The organism is Castellaniella sp. (assembly GCF_049671645.1).
In the GTDB taxonomy this organism is placed as follows: domain Bacteria; phylum Pseudomonadota; class Gammaproteobacteria; order Burkholderiales; family Burkholderiaceae_B; genus Castellaniella.
Genome location: NZ_JBATVG010000007.1, coordinates 26168 through 48658, shown reverse-complemented (window position 1 = coordinate 48658; position 22491 = coordinate 26168). Strand labels below are relative to the sequence as shown.

The window sequence follows — 22491 nt, the reverse complement described above, 5'->3', positions numbered from 1 at the left end:
CGCATCCACATCAGCGCCACCACCATCGGGTATCGATTTCCGCCGCATCGGCGGACAACAAGGGATTGTCGAGGCGGATGACCCGGCGCGTGGAACGTTTCAGATCCTTGATCACCGAGGCATGATAAGTCTGGAACAACCGCTGGAACGAGCCATCGGCCAGCGCGGCATCCAGGCCCCGTTCGATCTGCCCGGCCAATTTCACATCATCGAGGCTGACCCAGAAATAGATGGGATAGGGGAAAAACAGGGCGCGGGTGTTTTCGATGGCCAGCTGCGGATAGGTCTGGCGCTGAGCCTTCAGTTCGATGCCGGCCTCGCCGATTCCCCGGGGCAGGGCATCGAAGCGATGGGCGGCCAGCATGGGAAAGAGGCGGTCGTATTCCGTTGCCGTAACAACCGTGTAGCCGTTGGCCCGCATGACGGGCACGTCCGCCCACTGGCTGCTCAGGCCAAAGGTCAGTTGCTTCCTGAACGCATCGTCGTCCATCCGCGCAATGCGGTCCTGGTCAGGCTCGGAAATCAGAAACACCCGGTAGCCGACGATCCCGCGGGAAATATCGATCCGGATCGGCCGCATCGCCACTTCGCGTTCGGGGTCGGTCCCCAGGGCAATGACATCGATCGCACCGCTTTGCAGCAGATGGATGCCCCGATTCTGTGTGACTTTTTCGTCGTAGGGCTGCAGCTCGATCGCAACCCCTTCGGCCTTGCGAACGTGATCCAGCGCCAATTCAAGCACCTTCCAGCGATATTCGTAGATGGGGCCCACCGGAAAATAAGTCAGCGTCCTGACAGGACCCTGCGCAATCGCCTGCCCCAACGCGCAGACGCACAGCAAGGCGCACAACAGGCCCTGCGCCACACGCATCGGTGTCACCCCGTACTTGACCCACGACCCTCCGATCGTCACACAGCGCTCCATCCTGGTTCCCCTGCAATCGCGGGACGCCACCTGCTCGTCAGATGTCAGTCCACACTTGAGGACGACCTCAGAATAGCATAGGACATGTATCAAAGTATCACCCGATCGGCCGCGCCATCCTGGCCTCATAACATTCTGGTATATCAGAAAGATGGTGTTGCAGGATCACAATCCGGCGCATCTCCATTAACATAGCCCGGCCCTTGCCTCCACGAGACCCCGCCATGCGCAATCTGAAAATCAGTACCCGGCTGAGCCTGAGCTTCAGCTTCGTGGTGATCCTGCTGCTGATCCTGTCGGGCATCGGCGCCTGGCGCATCCTGGATTCGCAACAGGACAACCAGGAACTGAACAACCGCCTGCAGACCAGCGATCTGCTGCAGCAACTCTCCCGCCAGATCAGCATCAATGCCAATCAGACGCAGGCCACGCTGGCTGCGGACCCGGACACGCTGCGCACGCTGAAGGTTTCGATTGCTGCGTCCGACGAACAGACGCAGAAAATCAGCCTGCAACTGGCCGACATGCTGAACAGCCCCGACGCCGCCGCCCTGCTGCGGCAAGCGGTGCAGGACCGGACCGCCTATCTGAAAAGCCGCAACCAGGCCTTCAAGGATCTGGACGGCGGCAACTATGGGGAAGCCGATGCCTTCTTCAATCAGCAGTTGCCGAAGATGATAGCGGGCCACCTGGCCCGGATCGATCAATTGTCGCAACGCCAGTACGATTCCGTGCAGCAACTGTTCGACCAGAGCGCCCGATCCAGCCAATTGGGGCTGGCCGTCCTGGCCATCGCGACCTTGCTGGCCCTGATCCTGACGCCGCTGTTCGCCTGGCGCGTCACCCGCTCCATCGTCCGGCCGCTGCGCCATGCCGTCGATCTGGCGGGCACGGTGGCGCAACGCCAATTGACGGTACGGATCCGGGCGCAGGGCCGCGACGAAATCGGCCAGTTGCTGACGGCGTTGGGCGCCATGACCGATAATCTGCGCCAGGCCGTGACCGATGTGCGCGGCAGTTCCAACGCAATTGCGGCAGCCTCCGCGCAAATCACGGAAGGCAACCTGGACCTGTCATCGCGCACCGAACAGCAGGCCGGTTCCCTGGCTGAAACCGCCGCCACCATGGAACAGATCACCGCCACCGTGCGTCAAAGCGCCGACAACGCCCAGCAGGCCAACTCGCTGGCCGAATCCGCCGCCCGGACCGCCACCGACGGCGGCGCCATCGTGACCGAGCTGGTCGGCACCATGGGGGAAATCAACGGCAAGTCCCATCAGGTCGCCGATATCGTCGGCGTCATCGATTCCATCGCCTTCCAGACCAATATCCTGGCCTTGAATGCGGCCGTGGAAGCCGCCCGCGCAGGCGAACAGGGCCGGGGCTTCGCCGTGGTGGCCGCCGAAGTCCGCGCCCTGGCCCAACGATCGGCCGGGGCCGCCAAGGAAATCAAATCCCTGATCGACACGTCCGTCGAAGCCACGGCCAAGGGCAACGAGCAGGCGTCCCGCGCCGGCGCCATCATGCGGGACATCGTGGACAGCATCCACCGCGTCACCGGCATCATGGGTGAGATCAGCGCCGCCAGCCGCGAGCAGACCACAGGCATCGAGGAAATCAATTCGGCCATGACGCAGATGGATAGCGTCACCCGCCAGAACGCCAGCCTGGTGGAAGCATCCGCCGCGGCCGCCTCCAGCCTGCATCATCAGGCGGACACCCTGGCCGATCTGGTGGCGACCTTCGCGCTGGACGACGAGAACACCGCCCCGGTCGACGGCGCCACGACCCGGCCGGCGATGGCCGCCATCAGCGGGCGGTCCGCCCAGCTGTTGCTGGCGCAGTAACGCCGCGCGGCTTCGGCCGCGCCATCGCCGCCGAAGCAGCAACGGCAGCGCCAAAAGCGAAACCCGCAGAATCAACGATTCATGCGGGTTTCGCTTTTTAAAGCGGCGGGCCCAATGTTTCAGTGGGACCCGCCACTCTACCCTAACGACTGCCTGCCTACGCAGGCGAGAGGTTTAGAGCACTACGATCTGCGTCGCGCAGGGGCCTTTTTGCCCTTGGCCGACTACGTACGAGACACGCTGGTTCTCTTCAAGAGTTCTGTGACCCGTGCCTTGAATTTCGCTGAAGTGAGCGAAGAGATCCTTGCCGCCGGATTCGGGCGAGATGAAGCCGAACCCTTTGTCATTGTTGAACCACTTCACGATACCGATTTCTGTTTTCAATGTAAGTCCTAAATAAAAGGAAAATATATTCCCTTGAGCATTCTGAGGGACGCAGCCCCACAACGCCAGCGCTGTTACCAAATAACACACCACAGCCAGGGAAGACGATCGTTCATCCCATGCATCCTTCCGTCAATTGCGACGGAGATAAAACAAAAACCCGCAGAACTGAAGTTCATGCGGGTCTTGTTTTGATGCCGAAGGACATCGTACAGCATTGGACTTCTCGATCGAGAGAAGTGGTGCCCAGGAGAGGACTCGAACCTCCACACCTTGCGGCACATGGACCTGAACCATGCGCGTCTACCAATTCCGCCACCTGGGCACGGCATAACGTGTATGCTATTGCTTTCGTTGAAACACCGCGTTTTGTTGCGCCGTCTCAGCGAAGACAGAACTATACAATACATTTTTTTTGGATGCAAACAGCCTTTGAAAAAGCGAACCAACAACGACAATAACCACGACGCTTCCTTCGTGCCGGCTGCGGATTTACCCGCTGATTTCGACCCCAAGGTACCCAGCCGCGAACAGGTGCTCGACGCCCTGCGCCACGCGGACAAACCCATGTCGCTCGAGGCCCTGGCCGATACCACTCAAGCCTCGATTCCCCTGTCCACCGGCTTCATCCGCCGCATCAAAGCCATGGAACGTGACGGCCAGGTGCGCTTCAACGCCCAGGGAAGGTTGCAAATATGCAACAACACGGAATTCATCGTCGGCACCGTTCAGGGCCATCGCGACGGCTATGGCTTCCTGATTCCGGATGACGGCAGCCGCGATCTGTACCTGTCCACCCATGAAATGGCCAAGATCCTGCACGGTGACCGCGTCCGGGTCAGGGCCACCGGCGAATACCGCGGGCGCCCGGAAGGCGCCATCGTCGAGGTCCTGGAGCGCCGCACCGTCAAGCTGGTGGGCCGCTTCCTGAAGGAACACGGCGCCTTCGTCGTCGCCCCCGAAGACCAGCGCATCAAGCACGATATCCTGATCCCCGCCCAGGATACGGGCGGCGCCGAGCCCGGCCAGGTCGTCACGGTGCAGATCATGCGCCAACCCGCCAGCCACATCCAGCCGCAAGGCCGCATCATCGAAGTGCTGGGCGAAATCGACGATCCCGGCATGGAAATCGAAATCGCCGTACGCAAATTCGATGTGCCGGTGGACTTTTCCAAAGAGACGCTGCGCCAGCTGGGATCCATTCCCAGCCAGGTGCGAGAGGGCGAATATGCCGGGCGCATCGACCTGCGCGACGTGCCCTTCATCACCATCGACGGTGAAGACGCCCGCGATTTCGACGACGCCGTCTTCTGCACGGAAGCCGACCTGGGCACGGCCAAGCGCGCCCGCCCCGGCTGGCGGCTGCTGGTGGCCATCGCCGACGTCAGCCACTACGTGCGACCGGGGACCGCCCTGGACGACGACGCGCTGGACCGGGGCACCAGCGTATATTTCCCGCGCCGGGTGATTCCCATGCTGCCCGAGGCCCTGTCCAACGGCATCTGTTCGCTGAACCCGGACGTCGACCGCCTGGTGATGGTCTGCGACATGATGATTCCGGCGGGCGGCGCCAAGGCCGGCACCGTGGCGGCCTACCAGTTCTACGAAGCCGTCATCCATTCGCACGCCCGCACGACCTATACCGACATCTGGGCCGCGCTGCAGCAGCCCAAAGGGCCAGCGGCGCAGAACCTGGGGGATCTGTACCCTCACGTGCAGACAGCCTACGAACTGTTCCAGGCGTTCACGCAAGCCCGCCGTGCGCGCGGCGCCATTGACTTCGACACGGTCGAAACCCGCATCGTCTGCAACCCGCTGGGGCGCATCGAGAAGATCGAACCCTACACCCGCAACGATGCCCACAAGCTGATCGAGGAATGCATGCTGGCCGCCAACACCTGCGCGGCCGACTTCATCGTGCGCAACAAACGCCAGGCGCTGTTTCGCGTGCACGATGGCCCCACCACCGAGAAACTGCAGTCGCTGCGCGAGACCCTGCGCCATCTGGGCCTGACGCTGGACGGCGGCGACGATCCGCAGACCAGCGATTACGCCAAGCTGATCCAGGCCAGCCGCGCCCGGCCCGATTTCGAGATCATCCAGACCTTGTGCCTGCGCTCCATGCAGCAGGCCATCTACAGCCCAGAACAGACCGGACACTTCGGCCTGTCCTACGAACATTACGCGCACTTCACCTCGCCCATCCGCCGCTACCCGGATCTGCTGGTGCACCGCGTCATCCGCGGCATCCTGCACAAGCAGCGCTACCAGCCGCCCGCCCTGCCGGGCGAGCCCGCGGACCCGGCGCTGCCCGCCAAGATCCGCGAACATGACTCCTGGGAGGCCCTGGGGGCGCTGCTCTCGGCCCGCGAACGCCGCGCCGACGACGCCTCGCGCGATGTCCAGGCCTGGCTGAAATGCTGGTTCGTGCGCGAGCACGTGGGCGAGGTCTTCAGCGGCCACATCTCGGGCGTCACCAGCTTCGGGGTATTCGTCACGCTGGACACCCTGTACGTCGACGGGCTGGTGCACATTTCCGAGCTGGGCGGCGACTACTTCCAGTACAACGAAGCGCTGAACGAACTGCGCGGAGAACGCTCGGGGTTCCGCTACCAGTTGGGCGATACGCTGCAGGTGCAGGTATCCCGGGTCGATCTCGAAGCCCGCCGGATCGATTTCCGCCCGGTACGAGGCGAAGACTTCAAATCCCTGCAGGCCGAAATCGAAGGCACGCCCCGCGCAACCCCGCAACGGCCGCATAAAAAGGCTGCCGGCGCCAAGCCCGCCGCCTTGCGCGGCACCACCGCCCGCCAGCGCCGCGCCGAAGCCAAGCACGCCACTCGCCAGGAATCCTCGCGCAAACGGCGCGGCTGAAGCCGCCCGCACTACAATGGCAGGCACGACCCGCGCCGCAATGGCGCGGGCGCCTTTTACCGCGCATCAGGAAGACCATGTCATCCCAACAGATTCTGGCCGGGTTCCACGCCGTGCAAGCGCGTCTGCGCCACGCCCCCGATTCGATCCGAGACGTCTATCTGGACACCAGCCGCCAGGATGCCCGCATGCAGCGCTGCATCCAGCAACTGGAAGCCGCGAGCGTGCGCTGGCACGCCGCCGACGCCCAGCGCCTGGACGGCCTGGCCCGCGGCGTGCGCCACCAGGGCATCGTCGCCCTGGCCCAGGCCCGGCCGCTGGCCATTTCGGTCGACGAAGTGCTGGACGTCCTTGAGGACCGCGGGGAACCCGCGCTGCTGCTGATTCTGGACGGCGTGACCGATCCCCACAACCTGGGCGCCTGCCTGCGCACGGCCGACGCAGCCGGGGTGCATGCCGTCATCGCCCCCAAGGACCGCGCCGTGGGCTTGAACACCACGGTGCAACGCGTGGCCTGCGGCGCAGCGGACACCGTCCCCTACCTGATGGTCACCAACTTGGCGCGCACGCTGCGGGCGCTGCGCGAGCGCGACGTCTGGCTGGTCGGCACGGACGATACCGCCAGCCACGGCGTGCACCAGGTCGATGCCCGCCGCCCCATGGCCTGGGTCATGGGCGCCGAGGGCGAAGGCATGCGCCGCCTGACGCGGGAAACCTGCGACGAGCTGGTGTCCATCCCCATGCAGGGCTCGGTCGAAAGCCTGAACGTCAGCGTCGCCAGCGCCGTCTGCCTGTACGAAACCGTTCGCCAGCGCCTGAGCCCGACAGGCGCATAATCCAGCATTCTTCTACCATCCCCGCCACACGCCATGCCCAATACCGGCTTCACCTCGCAGATCGTCCACTACGGCCGCCGAGCCGACTCCGAATACGGGGCCGTGCACGCGGCGGTCCACCCGTCCACGGAATACACCTACCACGACGCCCACGATCTGGCGGCAGTCTTCCAGAACCGCAAAAAAGGCTATACCTACGGCCGCACCGGCACGCCGACCACCGCAGCCCTGGAAGCCCAGGTCACAACCATGGAGCAAGGCATCGGCACCGTCGCCTTCGCCACCGGCATGGCGGCCCTGAACGCCGTGTTCTTCGCGCTGCTGCGCCACGGCGATCACCTGATCGCCAGCAAGTACATTTTCGGCAATACCAACAGCCTGCTGATGACGCTGGAAAACTTCGGCGTCGAACTCACGCTGGTGGACGCGACGGACGCGGCCCAGGTGCAGGCCGCCTTGCGCCCCAACACCCGCATGGTGTTCGTGGAAACCATCGCCAACCCGGGCACCCAGGTGGCGGACCTGAAGGCCATCGGCGACCTGTGCCAGACGCATAAGCTGGTCTACGTGGTGGACACCACCCTGTCGTCGCCCTATCTGCGCCCGGGGCGCGACTTCGGCGCCTCGCTGGTCGTCAATTCCCTGTCCAAGCACATCGGCGGCCACGGCAACGCCCTGGGCGGGGCCGTGACTCAGACCGGCCTGTACGACTGGGCCGACTTTCCTCATATCTACGAGCAATACCGCAAAGACGATTCCCATACCTGGGGTCTGCTGCAAATCAAGAAAAAGGGCCTGCGCGACATGGGCGGCACCCTGTCGTCCGATGTCGCCCACCGCCTGTCGGCCGGGGCCGAGACACTGACGCTGCGCATGGACCGCATCTGCGGCAACGCCCTGGCCCTGGCCCGCTTTCTGGCAGACCACCCGCTGGTCGAACGGGTTCAATATCCGGGGCTGGCCAGCCATCCGCAACACCAGAGGGCCACGGAATTTTTCGGCGGCCGTTATGGCGGCCTGCTGGGCGTCGTCCTGAAGGACCACGTCGACGTCTTCGATTGCCTGAACCGGCTGCGCGTCGTGGCGCTGGCCACACACCTGGGCGACAACCGCACGCTGGTGCTGCCGGCCGCCCACACCATCTACTACGAAATGGGGGCGCAGCGCCGCGCACTGATGGGCATCCCGGACGCTTTCCTGCGCATCTCCGTCGGAATCGAGGAAGAAGCCGATCTGATCGGCGATTTTGCGCAGGCCCTGGCAAGCTGCTGATACCACAACCCGAGGCGTCAGGCACCTCGGGTATACCCATGGCGCCCTGAACACTTTTTAACAAACATCAGGAAAGACGCGGGTCTTCAGCGGTTTTCTCTTGACACTGCAAGCCATTCGAAGGCTTAATACGCCTTAGCCACCAAAGCCGGCCAGGTCCCGACACCAAATGGTGTGACCCGGTGCAGCACCAGCCGGCAGCCATGGCAAGACACGTCCATCAAACGACCCGGCGCTCTCTACCGGGCGACAATAAACCTCAGGGGTATTTTGTAAATGAACAAGACCGAGCTGATCGAGCACATTTCCTCCAAGACAGATCTGTCCAAGGCCGACGTCGGTCGCGCCCTGGAAGCCTTTGTCGGCGCCGTGAAGACCACCCTGAAAAAGAAAGGGTCGGTCACGCTGGTCGGCTTCGGCACCTTTGCCGTGTCCGAGCGCGCCGCCCGCACCGGTCGCAACCCGCGCACCGGCGAAGCCATCAAGATCAAGAAGGCCCGCGTGCCGAAGTTCCGCCCGGGCAAGGCCCTGAAAGACGCCGTCAACTGATCGGCTCTCCTGTGCAAAAAGGCCACCGACACCCGGTGGCCTTTTTCGTTCTATCCTGATCCCCCCTCACCCGCAAGGAACACAGCATGGCAAGCGGAGCAGATGCCGGCCAATTGATCGGCGTGGTCACATTGCTGGGCGCCGCCGTCGTGGCGGTGCCGCTGTTCAAGCGCCTCGGCCTGGGCTCCGTGCTGGGCTACCTGGCGGCCGGGCTGGCCATCGGCCCCTACGGCCTGGGCCTGGTGACCGACACCGAAACCATCCTCAACGTGGCCCAGCTCGGGGTCGTGATGTTCCTCTTCATCATCGGACTGGGGATGAAGCCATCGCACCTGTGGGGCCTGCGCAGACAGATCTTCGGACTCGGCAGCATGCAGGCCGTGCTGTGCGCCACGCTGCTCACCGGCGTGGGCATCGCGCTCGGCTTCCCGTGGCGGATGGCCTTCGTCAGCGGCGCGGGATTCGTGCTGACGTCCACCGCCATCGTCATGCAGACGCTGGCCGAACGCGGCGACATCCTCGCGCCGCGCGGGCAGCGCATCGTCTCCATCCTGCTGTTCGAAGACATGCTGATCGTGCCCCTGCTGGCGGTGGTGGCCTTTCTCGCGCCGGCCGAGGCCGCGCCGGCGGCCGCGTCGCCGCTGTGGCAGCGCATCGGCCTGGGCCTGCTGTCGCTGGGTGCGCTGGTGGCAGCGGGCCTGTGGCTGCTCAACCCCCTGTTCCGCGTGCTGGCCAAGGCCAGGGCGCGCGAAGTCATGACGGCCGCAGCGCTGCTGGTGGTGCTGGGGGCGGCGCTGCTGATGGAACTCGGCGGCCTGTCCATGGCCATGGGCGCGTTCGTCGCCGGCGTGTTGTTGTCGGAATCGTCCTTCCGTCATCAGCTGGAAGCCGACGTCGAGCCCTTCCGGGGCCTGCTGCTGGGGCTGTTCTTCCTGGGCGTGGGCATGGCGCTCGACCTGGACGTGGTGACGCTGGACTGGCGGCTCATCGGCCTGGGCGTGATCATGCTGATGCTGGCGAAGGCGCTGTGCGTGTATTTCGCGGCGCGGCTGGCCGGCGGCAGCCGCGCCGAGGCCATCGACCGCGCCACCCTGATGGTGCAAGGCGGGGAATTCGCCTTCGTGCTGTTCGCCGAAGCGCTCAGGCTCAAGGTCATCACTCCGGAGGTCAACGCCGACATGTCGGCGATCATCGTGCTCTCGATGGCGTTGACCCCGCTCGTGGGCGCGGTCCACAAGCGCTACGCCCGCGCCCGCGCCGGGGCCGAGGCCGCGACGCCGGACGGCGTGGAAACACCGCAGGACCTGCGCGGCAAGGTGCTCATCATCGGCTTCGGCCGCGTGGGACAGATCGCCAGCCAGGGCCCGCTGGCCCAGGGCGCCGAACTTTCCATCATCGACAACGACCCCGACGTGATCCGCAACGCCGCGCGCTACGGCTTCAAGGTCTACTTCGGCGACGGCGCCCGCGCCGACGTGCTGCGCTCCGCCGGCGCGCGGCATGCCCGCGTCATCCTGGTCTGCGTGGACGACCCGGTCGCCGCCACGCGTATCGTCGAGAACGCCCGACGCGAATGCCTGCAGACCCGCCTGGTCGTGCGCGCCTTCGACCGCGAGCACGCCCTGGAACTCGTCCGGCTGGACGCCGACGACGTGGTGCGCGAAACCTTCGAAGCGGCGCTGCTGATGGGACGCCAGGCGGTGCTGGCGCTGGGCGCCACGGACCAGGAGGCCGACGACCTGATCGGCGAAGTGCGCAACCGCGACGCGGAACGCTTCGCCCTGGAAACCGCCGGCGGCACCTTCGCCGGCCGCGCCCTGGTGCTGGGCAACATCGAGCGCATCGACCCGCCGCGCCACGACAGGAAGCCGGACATGCCCCGCCCGCCGACAGATCACGCGGCCTGAGCACGGGTTTGCCACCCCTTCTGCCCCCCGATATAATTCGCCCCTGCGCTCCGTCGGACTGCCGGGGCGCATCCGGGTGCTTAGCTCAGTTGGTAGAGCGGCGCCTTTACACGGCGTAGGTCGGGGGTTCGAGCCCCTCAGCACCCACCATCCCGGGCGGTGGATTTACAATCCCCCGCATGAATCGCCCCGCCCATCCTCCCGGGTCGCTGCGCTGCGGCCTGGAATCCCTCGATCAGTTCGACGAAATCATCGACGTGCGCACGCCGGCGGAATACGCCGACGACCACATCCCCGGCGCCATCAACGCGCCGGTGCTCAGCAACGAGGAACGCGTCCTGATCGGCACGATGTACGCCCAGGAATCCCCCTTCAAAGCCACGCGGCTGGGGGCCGCCCTGGTCGCCCGGCACATCGCCGACTACCTGGAAACCCTGTTCGCCGACCGCCCGCGCAGCTGGCGGCCGCTGATCTACTGCTGGCGCGGCGGCAAGCGATCCGGATCCATGGCGACCTGGTTCAACCTGATCGGCTGGCGCGCGCGGCAGCTGGACGGCGGCTACAAGACCTGGCGGCGACACGTGATCGACCGCCTGGCCGACTACCCCGCCCGCCTGGACTGCATCGTGCTGACCGGCCCGACGGGATCCGGCAAGACCCGGCTGCTGCAGGCCCTGGGCCAGGCCGGCGCCCAGATCCTGGACCTGGAAGGCCTGGCCTGCCATCGCGGCTCCCTGCTGGGCGACCTGCCCGCCCGGCCGCAGCCCAGCCAGCGCGGTTTCGAATCGGCCCTGCTGCAGGCCCTGGACAGCCTGGACCCCGGCCGGCCGGTCTTCGTCGAAGCCGAAAGCCGCCGCATCGGCCAGTTGAGCCTGCCCGACAGCGTGCTGCGCGCCATGCACGGCGGGCGCTGCGTGCGCATCCAGGCCGCCCTGCCGCAACGCATCGAATTCCTGCTGCAGGACTACGACCACCTGTTCCAGACGCCCGATGCCTTCAAGAGCACCCTGGGCCGGCTGGTCGGCCTGCACAGCCGGCAGACCATCCAGGACTGGCATGCCCTGATCGATGCCGACCGACGCGCCGAACTGTTCCGGGCCCTGGTGCAGGAACACTACGACCCCGCCTACCGGCGCAGCAGCCACGGCCACTACGCCGGACTGGAACAGGCCCCCACATTCGATTACGACCCCACCGACCCCGACGGCCGGAGCCAGGCGGCTCAGCTGATGGATCGGCTGGGCTTGACCGATGGCGTCCCGACCGACTGATCGCTGACGACTGACTTCCGATATACGGACGCCGACCCGAGCAAGGCGGCGATTCTGGAGATTTCCCGATGACCGATTCATCCATCCCCCGCCTGACCTCGCTGTCCCACGGAGGCGGCTGCGGCTGCAAGATCGCCCCCGACGTCCTGGCGGACCTGATGCGCAACGCCCTGCCCATCGGCCCGTTCCCCGACCTGATGGTGGGCACGCAGTCGTCCGATGATGCCGCCGTCTACCGCCTGAACGATCAACAGGCACTGATCGCGACGACCGATTTCTTCATGCCCATCGTCGACGATCCGCACGACTTCGGCCGCATCGCCGCCACCAACGCCCTGTCCGACGTCTACGCCATGGGCGGACGCCCCATCATGGCCCTGGCCCTGGTGGGCATGCCGCTGAAGTCCCTGCCGCGCGACACCATCGCCGCCGTGCTGGCGGGCGGCGCATCCGTCTGCCAGCAGGCCGGCATCCCGATCGCCGGCGGTCATTCCATCGACTCCGTCGAGCCCATCTACGGGTTGGCCGTCATGGGCCTGGCGCACCCCGACCAGATCAAGCGCAATGACCAGGCGCAAGCGGGCGACGTGCTGATCCTGAGCAAACCTCTGGGCGTGGGCATCCTGTCCGCCGCGCTGAAAAAAGATCTGCTGGACACGGCCGGCTACCAGGCCATGATCGGCAGCACCACGCAACTGAACACGCCGGGCACGCGGCTGGCGCAGATGCCGGCCGTGCACGCGCTGACCGACGTGACCGGCTTCGGCCTGCTGGGCCACACCCTGGAAATGTGCCGGGGGTCGGGGCTGCGCGCAGAACTGGACTACGCCGCCCTGCCCTGGCTGGCGCCCGCCGCCGAACTGGCGCGCGACGGCATCCAGACCGGCGCGTCCGGGCGCAACTGGCACGCCTGCCAGGCCGCCATCGACCTGTCCGCCGGACTGCCGCCGTATGCCCAGGCCCTGCTGACCGACCCGCAGACCTCCGGCGGTCTGCTGGTCGCCTGCGCCGCCGACGCCGCCGACGAGGTCCTGGCCCTGCTGCGCGCCGATGGCTTCGGCCAGGCCGCCCGGATCGGGCGGCTGACTGCCGGAACGCCCCGCATTCAGGTATCCTGAAACTCGTTCCCATCCCCCGGAGCCCCCATGGCAGAGCCTTTGATCATTGCCCGCAACGCCGATTTCCAGGCCGCACTGCTGCCGCAGATGGCCAACCGGCACGGTTGCGTCACCGGCGCCACCGGCACCGGCAAGACCATCACCCTGCAGGTGCTGGCAGAATCCTTCTCCCGCATCGGCACCCCGGTCTTCCTGGCCGACGTCAAAGGCGACCTGACCGGGATTTCCCAGGCCGGGGCCGCATCGGAAAAGCTCAGCAAGCGCCTGCAGACCCTGGGCCTGCCCGAGCCGGCCTGGGGCGCCAGCCCTGCCACCCTATGGGACATCTTCGGTCAACAGGGCCATCCCATCCGCGCCACGGTCTCCGATCTGGGCCCCCTGCTGCTGGCCCGCATGCTGGATCTGAACGATACCCAGGAAGGCGTGCTGAACGTGGCCTTTCGGGTCGCCGACGACGAAGGCCTGCTGGTGCTGGACCTGAAAGACCTGCGCACCATGCTGCAATACGTGGCCGATCACGCCGGCGAACTGCGCACCCGCTACGGGCAAGTGTCGGCCGCCTCGATCGGCGCCATCCAGCGCAGCCTGCTGCGCCTGGAATCCGAAGGCGCGGACCAATTCTTCGGCGAACCCATGCTGGACGTCTTCGACTGGATGCGCACGGATGCCCAGGGGCGCGGCATGATCAACATCCTGGCCGCCGACCGGCTGATGCAGTCCCCGCGCCTGTATGGCGTGTTCCTGCTGTGGATGCTGGCCGACCTCTACGAACGACTGCCCGAGGTCGGCGATCTGGACAAACCCAAGCTGGTGTTCTTCTTCGACGAGGCCCATCTGCTGTTCAAGGACGCGCCCAAGGCCCTGCTGGAAAAGATCGAGCAGGTCGTGCGCCTGATCCGCTCCAAAGGCGTGGGGGTGTATTTCGTCACCCAGAATCCGGCCGACATCCCCGATACGGTGCTGGGCCAGCTGGGCCACCGGGTGCAGCATGCCTTGCGGGCCTTCACCCCCCGCGATCAGAAAGCCGTGCGCACTGCCGCGCAGACCATGCGCCCCCGCGCCGGGCTGGATATCGAGGCCGCCATCACCGAACTGGCCGTCGGTGAAGCGCTGGTATCCCTGCTGGATGCCAAAGGCCAGCCGATGGCCACGGAACGCGTCTGGATGGCCGCGCCCGGAAGCCGGATCGGTCCCGCCACCGACGCCGAACGGCAGGCGCTGCGGGCCGCATCCCTGCTGGGCGGCAAATACGACCAGGCCCTGGACCGGGAATCCGCCTACGAAATCCTGCAGGCCCGCGCCCAGGGCGATGCGCCCGCCGCTGGGCCGGCGACAGGACAGGCCGGCCGCGGCGGGCAAGCCGCCGGCCAGGACGCCGCCGACTCCGGCGCCATGGCCGGCGTGGGCGGCATGCTGAGCGATTTCCTGTTCGGTTCCACCGGCCCGCGCGGCGGCCGCCGCGAGGGCGTCGTGCAGTCCGTCGCCAAGAGCATGGTGCGCAACGCCGCCAATCAGATGGTGCGCGGCCTGCTCGGGTCCCTGGTCGGACGGCGGCGCTAAGGCGTATGCCGAACACCCCGGATCGCGCCAGGACCCGCCCCGACATGCCCGGCATCGCCTCCTCCCCGCGCAACGCGACTCCCGATGCGCCGCCCCGCTGCCGCTGGTGCACGGACGACCCGCTGTATGTGCGCTATCACGATCAGGAATGGGGCGTGCCATCCCGCGACCCCCGTCATCTGTTCGAAATGCTGATCCTGGAAGGCTTCCAGGCGGGCCTGTCGTGGCTGACCATCCTGCGCCGGCGCGAAGCCTTCCGCGCCGCCTTCTTCGGCTTCGACCCCCAGGCCCTGGCGCGCACCGACGCCGCCTGGGTGCAGGATCAGATGCAGAATGCCGCCATCATCCGCAACCGCCTGAAGCTGCAGGCGGCCGGCACGAACGCGCGCGCCTGGCTGGCTCTGGACGACCCCGCGGCCCTGATCTGGTCGGTGGTGGACCAGACTCCGCGTATCCACCGCTACGCCCCCGGGGACGCCATCCCCACAGCGGGGCCGGAGGCCCAGGCGCTCAGCCGCCTGCTCAAGCGCCACGGCTTCACCTTCGTGGGGCCGACGATCTGCCAGGCCTACCTGCAGGCCATCGGGTGTCTGATGGATCACACGACCGACTGCCACCGTCATGCGGCGCTGTCCGGCGCCTGAGCACGGCCCGGCGTCCCACGACGCGGACGCGCCCGCCCCACCGGCGGCCCGCGCCCTGGTCCAGGCGTATCGGAACGCCCTCTACCGCATCGACACGATCCCGCCGCTGTTCATCCGCATCGGTCGGGCCCACCCCGAGCTGGCCAGCCTGCACCAGCAGCACCGCTGCCGCCGCAGCCTGATCCTGACCGCCTGCAACCCGCTCAGCCGCCGCCTGCGGCCCGCCGCCAACGCCCGGCGGATGCGCGCGCTGCGGCAGGCCATCGGCGCGCTGGGCTTTCCCAGCCTGCCCGCCGCGGGGCTGGACCCCCAAGGCGTCTGGCCGGACGAGGCCAGCCTCTGGATCCCCGGCCTGCCGCCGGCCGCGGGGCTGCTCCTGGCTCGCAGATTCGGGCAAAACGCCCTGGTCGAGTGCCCGGAGGACACGGTGGCGCGCCTGATCTGGACCGCAGTCTGCTAAGGTAACACCTCGTCAAACCCAAGACGGAGCCGCCATGCAACACCTGTTTACCCGCCACACCTCTTTTTACGCCGTCATCGGTCTGACCGTGCTGTGCGCTGGTCTGGCGCTCAGCCTGAACGCCGCCTGGTGGCTGCCCTGTCTGCTGTTCCTGGCGCTGTCCATCCTGGGCGTCTACGACCTGAACCAGACCCGGCACGCCATCCGCCGCAATTACCCGGTGATCGGCAACCTGCGCTTTCTGTTCGAATACATCCGCCCCGAAGTGCGCCAGTACTTCTTCGAAGACGACACGCTGAAGATGCCGTTCTCGCGCGTGGACCGGTCCCTGGTCTACCAGCGGGCCAAACGGCAAATGGACCAGCGCCCGTTCGGCACCCAGGGCGACGTCTACGACAGCCACTATGAATGGATCAACCACGCCATGGTGCCCGCCCACGTGCAGGACACCGATTTCCGCATCACGGTGGGCGGGCCGGACTGCGCCAAGCCCGTCGACCTGTCGGTCTTCAATATTTCCGCCATGAGCTTCGGCGCCCTGTCCGCCAATGCGGTGCGAGCCCTGAACAAAGGCGCGGCCCTGGGCAATTTCGCCCACGACACCGGCGAGGGCGGTGTCAGCCGCTACCACCTGGAACACGGCGGGGGCCTGATCTGGAACGTCGGTTCGGGCTATTTCGGCTGCCGCAACCCGGACGGCAGTTTCTCGGCGGAACGTTTCGCCGACATGGCCTGCCGCGACAACATCCGCATGATCGAAATCAAGCTGTCCCAGGGCGCGAAACCTGGCCACGGCGGCGTGCTGCCCGCGCCCAAGGTCACCCCGGAAATCGCCGCCGCCCGGGGCGTGCCCGCCGGACAGGACTGCATCTCGCCCGCCAGCCACAGCGCCTTTTCCACCCCCATCGAACTGATGCACTTCATCGTCCGTCTGCGCGAACTGTCGGGCGGCAAACCGGTGGGCTTCAAGCTGTGCATCGGCCACCCCTGGGAATGGTTCGCCATCGCCAAGGCCATGCTGGCCACCGGCATCACGCCGGACTTCATCGTGGTGGACGGCGCCGAGGGCGGCACCGGCGCCGCGCCCATCGAATTCGTGGACCACGTGGGCACGCCTCTGCGCGAAGGCCTGCGACTGGTGCACAACACCCTGGTGGGCATCGGCCTGAGGGAAAAGATCCGCCTGGGGGCTTCGGGCAAGGTCATCAGCGCCTTCGACATGGCCCGCATCATGGCCCTGGGCGCCGACTGGTGCAACAGCGCCCGCGCCTACATGTTCGCCATCGGCTGCATCCAGGCCCAGACCTGTCACACCGGACGCTGCCCGACCGGCGTCACCACCCAGGACCCCGCGCGCCAGAAGGCGCTGGTGGTGGCCGATAAATCGGTGCGCGTCGCCAACTACCACGCCAACACCTTGAAGGCGCTGGGAGAACTGCTGGGCGCCGCCGGCCTGCAGCACCCCGGCGACCTGCGTCCCCATCACATCGCCCGGCGCATCGCCAACGGCGAAGTCCGCGTCCTGTCGGCCCTGTTCCCCGACCTGCAGAAAGGCGAATTGCTGGAAGGCAAGTTCCGCAATACGATCTTCCGCACCGCCTGGCCCATGGCCCAGGCGGAATCCTTCGATCCCCTGTACAGCCTCAGCGCCGCGCTGTCCGGCCATGCGGACCAGAGCATCCCGGATGCGCCCGATCCGGCGGCGGCCGCCGGCTGATGGGCGCCGGACGGTGGCTGCCGGCAGCCGTCCTGCTGCTGGCCGGTTGCGCCAGCCTGCCCAAGGACGTGCAGCGCCCGGTCTCGGCCGCCCTGGATCACCCTGAGTCCACAACCCTGGGGCAGTTGATCGCGCACAAGCGCCCCGATGCCGTCCGCCAGGATCGCTCGGGCTTCGCGCTGCTGGCCTCGCCCAATATGGCCTACGCCGGCCGGCTCGCGCTGACCGAACAGGCCGGCAAGACACTCGACATCCAGTATTACGCCATCCACGTCGACCCCACCGTCCGCAGCCTGCTGCGCGCCGTGCGGGCGGCGGCGCGGCGCGGCGTGCGCGTCCGCATTCTGCTGGACGACTTCAACAGCGTCGGGCGCGACGCCCAGGTCATGCGCATGGCCGGCGTGCCGGGCGTGCAGATGCGCATGTTCAACCCGCTGCCCGGCAGCCGGGGGGCCGGCCTGTGGCGCACGCTGGGGTCCCTGAACGACTTCCAGCGCATCCAGCATCGCATGCACAACAAGCTCTACGTCGCCGACAACGCCTGGGGCATCATCGGCGGACGCAATCTGGGGGACGCCTACTTCGGCACGGCCGCCGGCAGCAATTTCATCGACATGGACGTGCTGGCCGCCGGCCCCGTGGTGCGGGACATTTCAGCCAGCTTCGACCGCTACTGGAACAGTTCCCTGGCCTATCCGGTCGCCTCGCTCATCACCCCCGAAGAATTGAAGCGCCTGCGCGAAACCGCCAGCCCCCGGGCGGCAACCGCCGATGGCGGAGGCGATGACGGCGCCGCCACCCGTCCTGCAGCGGAAGCGCCGGACCTGCCCCCGGCCCTGGATCTGGCGGCGCTGCCGCTGACCTGGGCCCCCGCGGGGCTGCTGGTCGACAGCCCGCTCAAACTGATGCCCGCGGACGACGACACGCGCGTCGAGGGCGCCGTCATCGAAGGCCTGCTGTCCCTGTTGAGCAGGGCGCAGCACGACGTGGTCATCGTGTCGCCCTACTTCGTGCCCGGCCCGCAGATGATGGCGCTGTTCGCCGACCTGAAGACGCGGGGCGTGCGCGTGCGCGTGCTCACCAATTCGCTGGCGTCCACAGACGCCTTGCTGGCGCAGATCGGCTACGCGCGCCACCGCGAGCAGCTCCTGCGCCTGGGCCTGGAACTGTACGAGACCCGGGCGCGGGCGCGCGCCCGGCTCCGGGACACCGTGCTGGGGTCCGACAGCAAGGGAACGCATGCCAGCCTGCATGCCAAGCTGGTCATTGTCGACGGGCGCATCATCAGCATCGGATCGATGAATCTGGACCTGCGATCCAAGCTGCAGAATTCGGAAATCGCCCTGGTGATCCGCAGCCCGGCGCTCGCGCGGCAAGCCGGCGAGCAGGTGCAGGCCGTGATCGACGCCGCCGCCTGGAAGGTCGAGCTGACCCCCGACGGCGCCCTGCGCTGGCAGGCGCCCCCCAAGGCGCGCCCCATCGAGGTCGCGCACGACCCGGACACCAGCCTGTGGCTGCGCTTCCTGGCGAAACTGCTGGCGCCCCTGACGCCGGACGAAATGCTGTAGCGCCGAAGGCAGCCTGCGGATTTTCCAGAATTCCGGCCCGGCATGCAAAAAGGCCATTCCCGAAGGAATGGCCTTTTTGCATAGATCTGGTGGCGCATCAGGGACTCGAACCCCGGACCTGCGGATTATGATTCCGTCGCTCTAACCAACTGAGCTAATGCGCCAAAGAGCGCAATTATAGCAAGATTTTGAACGGCTGCAAGAGGCTGGCCCAAGCGCAGCGACTTGTAGTAGGCTGGGACCATCCTTGACCGTTCAAACTGCACCGACCAGACAAGAAAAGGAACCCCCACGGGATGCAGATCCGGAAACCCTCCCGCATCACTTTACGCCAACTGGTCCTGATCCTGTCGATCGGCAGTGTTCTGGCCATGCTGGTGGCGGGCATGGCGGGGGCGTATCGCATTCAACGCGATCAACTGATGGACGACACCCTGGCCGCCAACCAGGCCTTTGCGGAAAAACTGGCCGCGTCGACTTCCGACCTGTTGAAGCAGGCCCAGCAGGACCTGGCATATTCCGCCGAACGCGTCGTCCAGTCCGGCATGGATCCCGCCGTGCTGCAGTCCGAGGTCGATCGGCTGAGAGCGCAAGGCATCGGCTTCAATTCCGTCACGGTCACGGGCAGCCGGGGGTTCGTCCTGGCAGTATCGCCCAGCACTCTGAACCTCCGGGGCCGCCGCGTGGACCAGACAGCCCCCCGCTCATCCCCACGGCATCTGGCCCCGGCGATCAGCAACCCGTTCACATCCATCCTGGGCAACCTGGCCATCCTCATCACCCATCCGCTGTACACCGCCAAAGACCAGTACCTCGGCTATCTGGCGGGCACCATCTATCTGAAATCCGACGGAGGCCTGTCGCGCCTGATCGGCCAGCATTATTTTCGCAACGACACCTACGTCTACGTGGTGGACGCCACGCGCAAGCTGCTGTACCACCCCCAAGCCCTCCGGATCGGCACGGAGGTGGTCTACGACAACCCGGCCATCAATGCCGTCCTGAAAGGCCAGTCCGGCGCCCAGCGGATCACCAACAGCCAGGGCATCGACATGCTGGCCGGGTTCGCCTACGTGCCTGCCGCCCAATGGGGCATTGTCGTCCAGCGACCCACCCAGGCCACCCTGGCGCGGCTGGACGACCTGATGCGTCGCGCATTATGGCTGTCCCTGGTGCCCGTCGGCCTGCTGCTGGCGCTGCTGTGGTTCCTGGCCAGCTGGGTCTCCCGGCCCCTGGGCGAACTGGCGCTGATCGTGCAGGACGGCTATGAAGACGGCATGGCGCGCCGCATCCAGTCGGTCCGCTGCTGGTACTTCGAGGCGCAGCGCCTGCAACGCGCGCTGCTGGCCGGCCTGGGCACCGTCGGCGCGCAACTGGGCCAATTGCATGACGAGGCCTACCTGGACCCCCTGACCGGCCTGGGCAACCGGCGCGGCCTGGACCTGGCCCTGCAGGCCTGCCAGACGCTGGGGCAGCCTTTCGCCGTCATCGCGCTGGATATCGATTTCTTCAAGCGCATCAACGACGCCTATGGCCACGACACCGGGGACCAGGTCATCCGGCAGGTCGGCAACTGGATGCGGACCCAGGCCCGCGAGGGCGACACCCTGTTTCGCATGGGCGGCGAGGAATTCCTGGCGCTCTTGCCCGGAGCGCGTCGAGACGTCGCGGCCAGCATGGCCGAACGGCTGCGGGCAGGGATCGAACACGCCGCCATCCTGCCGGGGGAAACCGTGACGGTATCCATTGGCGTGGCCGCCTGGGTGCCCGAAGACGCCACCGATATGACCCTGGTGTTGAAAGCCGCCGACCAGGCCCTGTACCGCGCCAAACAGACCGGGCGCAATCGCGTCGTGCAAAGCGGCGGCCCGGACGAGACGCCGGCATAGCGCCGCAAGACGACCCCACGATAGCGGGCCGCCGGCATGCGGGCTCGTTCGGGCGGCTCGAGAAGTCGAGGCTAAAAGAGTCGGGACGGGCCTGACACACCGGAGTACTGCACACAGTTACGTGTTGGACAGGACTGACGGACGGCCAGGACCCGGCGACCTGCGCCCACCAGGATCATTCGCCAGCGCCAAGCGCCGCCCGGGTATCTCTGGAGGCAATCGAGAATATCAACCCCGACACGATGACGACCGCTGTCGAAAACGCCACGCCGTGGTTGAGATACCAGGCCAGCTCCGGCGCGCGCGGCCAGGCTATGTTCAGGATGGCGGCGATACCGTACGCCAGCGCGCCGACCGTCACCGGCCACCCCCAACGCCCGAGCGTGAACGCCCCCGATGGCGCCGCGCCCCGGATACGGGCGGCGAGCACGACCGCCACGGTCAGTTGGAACGCAATGTAAATGCCCACGGCGGCGAAGCTGATGATGGCAATGAGCGCGTCTTCCCGGACGTGGCCAATCAGCACGATCCCCACCGTCGCCGCGGTGCAGGCAAACAGGGCGTTCGCCGGCGCCCTAGAGCGCTCCGATAGCCGGGCAAAGCCGCCATGGCCCGGCACCATCCGGTCCCGCGCCATGGCGAACAGCAGGCGGCTCGTCGCGGCCTGCAGGCTGACGATGCACGACAGAAACGAAACCAGGATGATCATGATGACCAGCCCCGCGCCGACGGAGCCGAAACTGCGGTTCAGGATCGTCATCACGGGATCGGCATCATGGCCGCTGATCACTGCCTGGATATCCGGGACGGCCAGCAGCAACGACAGGCAGGTGAAGATCGCGACGGACCCGCCGACATAAATAGTCAGGCGCATCGCCCTGGGGATCCTGCGCGAAGGATCCGGGACCTCTTCGGCCACATCGCCGCACGCCTCGAAGCCGTAGTACTGGAAGATCCCGGCCAGCCCGGCAACCAGAAAGGCGGCCAGGTAGCCATCCGGCTCGGCTGCGCCCAAGGTGTCGAAGATGATCGCAGGCGACTGCAGGCGCTCGAACAGAAGCAGGTACGACCCCACGGCCAGGGCGCCGAGCAGTTCCGCGGTGAAGCCCAGGAACGCCGCCGTGGCCAGGACACGGGTTCCACCGAGATTCAGCAGCAGACCGAGCGCGATCAGCGCCAGCGCCGTCCAGGTGACCGTGCCAGGCCCGCCATCGGAACCGACCAATGCGACCACATAGGGCGCGGCCCCGACGGCGACTGCGGCCACCGTGGCCGCCAGCGCCCATAAATAGATCCATCCTCCCATGAAGGCCAAGCGCTGCCCCTGCATGCGCTTGATCCACGAATAGACGCCCCCCGAAATCGGATACTGGGACACGACCTCGCAGAAGACGAGGCACACCAGGAATTGGCCGATGCCGACCAGCAGATAGCTCCAGATGAACGGCGGCCCGCCCACGGCCAGCGAGACGGCGAACAGCGTATAAACACCGACCACCGGCGACAGGTAGGTGAAGCCCAGGGCGAAGTTCTCCCAGAGCGACATCGTGCGCGCGAAAACCGGACGGTAGCCTAGCCGAACGAGTTGCTGATCGTCCGCTTCTTGTTGTGGAGTTGAAGTCGACATCTCTGGAGTTTCCTGTTGTATTCGTTCGGCAAGGCCTCGCGGG

Annotated in this window: 17 protein-coding genes and 3 tRNA genes; 15 read left to right on the top strand and 5 right to left on the bottom strand. The window is 66.6% G+C overall.

All coding sequences use genetic code 11. The annotated features are described in order from the left end of the window. Nucleotides 1-10: 10 nt before the first annotated feature. Entirely contained in the window at nucleotides 11-913 is a 903-nt protein-coding gene (locus WBG56_RS01590) for a substrate-binding periplasmic protein (protein ID WP_424264797.1), read from the bottom strand. Nucleotides 914-1149: 236 nt separating this feature from the next. Here WBG56_RS01590 and WBG56_RS01585 point away from each other — a divergent pair, with 236 nt between their 5' ends. Next, nucleotides 1150-2772 (top strand): methyl-accepting chemotaxis protein, encoded by a 1623-nt coding sequence (locus WBG56_RS01585; protein WP_424264796.1) that lies wholly within the window; start codon nucleotides 1150-1152, stop codon nucleotides 2770-2772. Nucleotides 2773-2946: 174 nt separating this feature from the next. Here WBG56_RS01585 and WBG56_RS01580 read toward each other — a convergent pair whose 3' ends face one another. Both WBG56_RS01580 and WBG56_RS01575 read right to left on the bottom strand, forming a co-directional pair. Continuing rightward, nucleotides 2947-3156, bottom strand: a complete 210-nt coding sequence (locus tag WBG56_RS01580; protein WP_424264795.1) for a cold-shock protein — start codon at nucleotides 3154-3156, stop codon at nucleotides 2947-2949. Between the two features lie 240 nt (nucleotides 3157-3396). Continuing rightward, nucleotides 3397-3481 (bottom strand) — tRNA-Leu (locus WBG56_RS01575). A 107-nt stretch (nucleotides 3482-3588) separates the two neighbouring features. Between WBG56_RS01575 and rnr the strand changes: the two genes are divergently transcribed. The 13 genes from rnr (at nucleotide 3589) to WBG56_RS01510 (ending at nucleotide 18932) form a co-directional block, all read left to right on the top strand. Continuing rightward, nucleotides 3589-6030 carry a ribonuclease R gene (gene rnr / locus WBG56_RS01570; RefSeq protein WP_424264794.1) on the top strand — a complete coding sequence of 814 codons (2442 nt, stop codon included), beginning with the start codon at nucleotides 3589-3591 and terminating at the stop codon, nucleotides 6028-6030. 77 nt (nucleotides 6031-6107) lie between these two features. Next, nucleotides 6108-6866, top strand: a complete 759-nt coding sequence (gene rlmB / locus WBG56_RS01565) for a 23S rRNA (guanosine(2251)-2'-O)-methyltransferase RlmB (protein WP_424264793.1) — start codon at nucleotides 6108-6110, stop codon at nucleotides 6864-6866. Nucleotides 6867-6899: 33 nt separating this feature from the next. Then, nucleotides 6900-8138 (top strand): cystathionine gamma-synthase family protein, encoded by a 1239-nt coding sequence (locus WBG56_RS01560; protein WP_424264792.1) that lies wholly within the window; start codon nucleotides 6900-6902, stop codon nucleotides 8136-8138. A 276-nt stretch (nucleotides 8139-8414) separates the two neighbouring features. Then, on the top strand, nucleotides 8415-8687 hold the full coding sequence (locus WBG56_RS01555; protein WP_269495036.1) for an HU family DNA-binding protein: 273 nt from the start codon (nucleotides 8415-8417) through the stop codon (nucleotides 8685-8687). 86 nt (nucleotides 8688-8773) lie between these two features. Beyond that, nucleotides 8774-10594 (top strand): monovalent cation:proton antiporter-2 (CPA2) family protein, encoded by a 1821-nt coding sequence (locus WBG56_RS01550; RefSeq protein ID WP_424264791.1) that lies wholly within the window; start codon nucleotides 8774-8776, stop codon nucleotides 10592-10594. 74 nt (nucleotides 10595-10668) lie between these two features. Further along, nucleotides 10669-10744: transfer RNA gene (locus tag WBG56_RS01545), tRNA-Val, on the top strand. 29 nt (nucleotides 10745-10773) lie between these two features. Then, nucleotides 10774-11865: a tRNA 2-selenouridine(34) synthase MnmH gene (gene mnmH, locus WBG56_RS01540; protein ID WP_424264790.1), complete on the top strand. Its 1092-nt coding sequence runs from the start codon at nucleotides 10774-10776 to the stop codon at nucleotides 11863-11865. Nucleotides 11866-11933: 68 nt separating this feature from the next. Further along, nucleotides 11934-12983, top strand: coding sequence for a selenide, water dikinase SelD (selD, locus tag WBG56_RS01535; RefSeq protein WP_424264789.1), 1050 nt, complete (start codon nucleotides 11934-11936; stop codon nucleotides 12981-12983). A gap of 27 nt (nucleotides 12984-13010) precedes the next feature. Beyond that, complete coding sequence (locus WBG56_RS01530; RefSeq protein WP_424264788.1) at nucleotides 13011-14543, top strand: helicase HerA-like domain-containing protein; 1533 nt, start codon at nucleotides 13011-13013, stop codon at nucleotides 14541-14543. A gap of 5 nt (nucleotides 14544-14548) precedes the next feature. After that, entirely contained in the window at nucleotides 14549-15187 is a 639-nt protein-coding gene (locus WBG56_RS01525) for a DNA-3-methyladenine glycosylase I (protein ID WP_424264787.1), read from the top strand. Continuing rightward, a complete protein-coding gene (locus tag WBG56_RS01520; RefSeq protein WP_424264786.1) occupies nucleotides 15165-15647 on the top strand; it encodes a DUF3293 domain-containing protein in 483 nt (160 codons plus the stop codon). Before WBG56_RS01525 ends, WBG56_RS01520 begins: the two co-directional genes overlap by 23 nt. Nucleotides 15648-15681: 34 nt before the next feature. Continuing rightward, complete coding sequence (locus tag WBG56_RS01515) at nucleotides 15682-17364, top strand: FMN-binding glutamate synthase family protein (RefSeq protein WP_424264785.1); 1683 nt, start codon at nucleotides 15682-15684, stop codon at nucleotides 17362-17364. Next, complete coding sequence (locus WBG56_RS01510; protein ID WP_424264784.1) at nucleotides 17364-18932, top strand: phospholipase D family protein; 1569 nt, start codon at nucleotides 17364-17366, stop codon at nucleotides 18930-18932. Before WBG56_RS01515 ends, WBG56_RS01510 begins: the two co-directional genes overlap by 1 nt. 87 nt (nucleotides 18933-19019) lie before the next feature. Here WBG56_RS01510 and WBG56_RS01505 read toward each other — a convergent pair. Beyond that, nucleotides 19020-19096 (bottom strand) — tRNA-Met (locus WBG56_RS01505). Between the two features lie 132 nt (nucleotides 19097-19228). On the opposite strand from WBG56_RS01505, the gene WBG56_RS01500 reads away from it, so the two are divergent. Next, nucleotides 19229-20821, top strand: a complete 1593-nt coding sequence (locus tag WBG56_RS01500) for a diguanylate cyclase (RefSeq protein WP_424264783.1) — start codon at nucleotides 19229-19231, stop codon at nucleotides 20819-20821. Nucleotides 20822-20996: 175 nt separating this feature from the next. Here WBG56_RS01500 and WBG56_RS01495 read toward each other — a convergent pair whose 3' ends face one another. Further along, nucleotides 20997-22448, bottom strand: a complete 1452-nt coding sequence (locus WBG56_RS01495) for an APC family permease (RefSeq protein WP_424264782.1) — start codon at nucleotides 22446-22448, stop codon at nucleotides 20997-20999. Nucleotides 22449-22491: the final 43 nt, after the last annotated feature.

What these genes read in the sequence shown, in the direction of transcription:
- WBG56_RS01585 (WP_424264796.1), top strand. Translation starts at nt 1,150, where the DNA reads ATGCGCAATCTGAAAATCAGTACCCGGCTGAGCCTGAGCTTCAGCTTC.
- rlmB (WP_424264793.1), top strand. Translation starts at nt 6,108, where the DNA reads ATGTCATCCCAACAGATTCTGGCCGGGTTCCACGCCGTGCAAGCGCGT.
- WBG56_RS01560 (WP_424264792.1), top strand. Translation starts at nt 6,900, where the DNA reads ATGCCCAATACCGGCTTCACCTCGCAGATCGTCCACTACGGCCGCCGA.
- WBG56_RS01555 (WP_269495036.1), top strand. Translation starts at nt 8,415, where the DNA reads ATGAACAAGACCGAGCTGATCGAGCACATTTCCTCCAAGACAGATCTG.
- WBG56_RS01550 (WP_424264791.1), top strand. Translation starts at nt 8,774, where the DNA reads ATGGCAAGCGGAGCAGATGCCGGCCAATTGATCGGCGTGGTCACATTG.
- mnmH (WP_424264790.1), top strand. Translation starts at nt 10,774, where the DNA reads ATGAATCGCCCCGCCCATCCTCCCGGGTCGCTGCGCTGCGGCCTGGAA.
- selD (WP_424264789.1), top strand. Translation starts at nt 11,934, where the DNA reads ATGACCGATTCATCCATCCCCCGCCTGACCTCGCTGTCCCACGGAGGC.
- WBG56_RS01530 (WP_424264788.1), top strand. Translation starts at nt 13,011, where the DNA reads ATGGCAGAGCCTTTGATCATTGCCCGCAACGCCGATTTCCAGGCCGCA.
- WBG56_RS01525 (WP_424264787.1), top strand. Translation starts at nt 14,549, where the DNA reads ATGCCGAACACCCCGGATCGCGCCAGGACCCGCCCCGACATGCCCGGC.
- WBG56_RS01520 (WP_424264786.1), top strand. Translation starts at nt 15,165, where the DNA reads ATGCGGCGCTGTCCGGCGCCTGAGCACGGCCCGGCGTCCCACGACGCG.
- WBG56_RS01515 (WP_424264785.1), top strand. Translation starts at nt 15,682, where the DNA reads ATGCAACACCTGTTTACCCGCCACACCTCTTTTTACGCCGTCATCGGT.
- WBG56_RS01510 (WP_424264784.1), top strand. Translation starts at nt 17,364, where the DNA reads ATGGGCGCCGGACGGTGGCTGCCGGCAGCCGTCCTGCTGCTGGCCGGT.
- WBG56_RS01500 (WP_424264783.1), top strand. Translation starts at nt 19,229, where the DNA reads ATGCAGATCCGGAAACCCTCCCGCATCACTTTACGCCAACTGGTCCTG.
- WBG56_RS01495 (WP_424264782.1), bottom strand. Translation starts at nt 22,448, where the DNA reads ATGTCGACTTCAACTCCACAACAAGAAGCGGACGATCAGCAACTCGTT.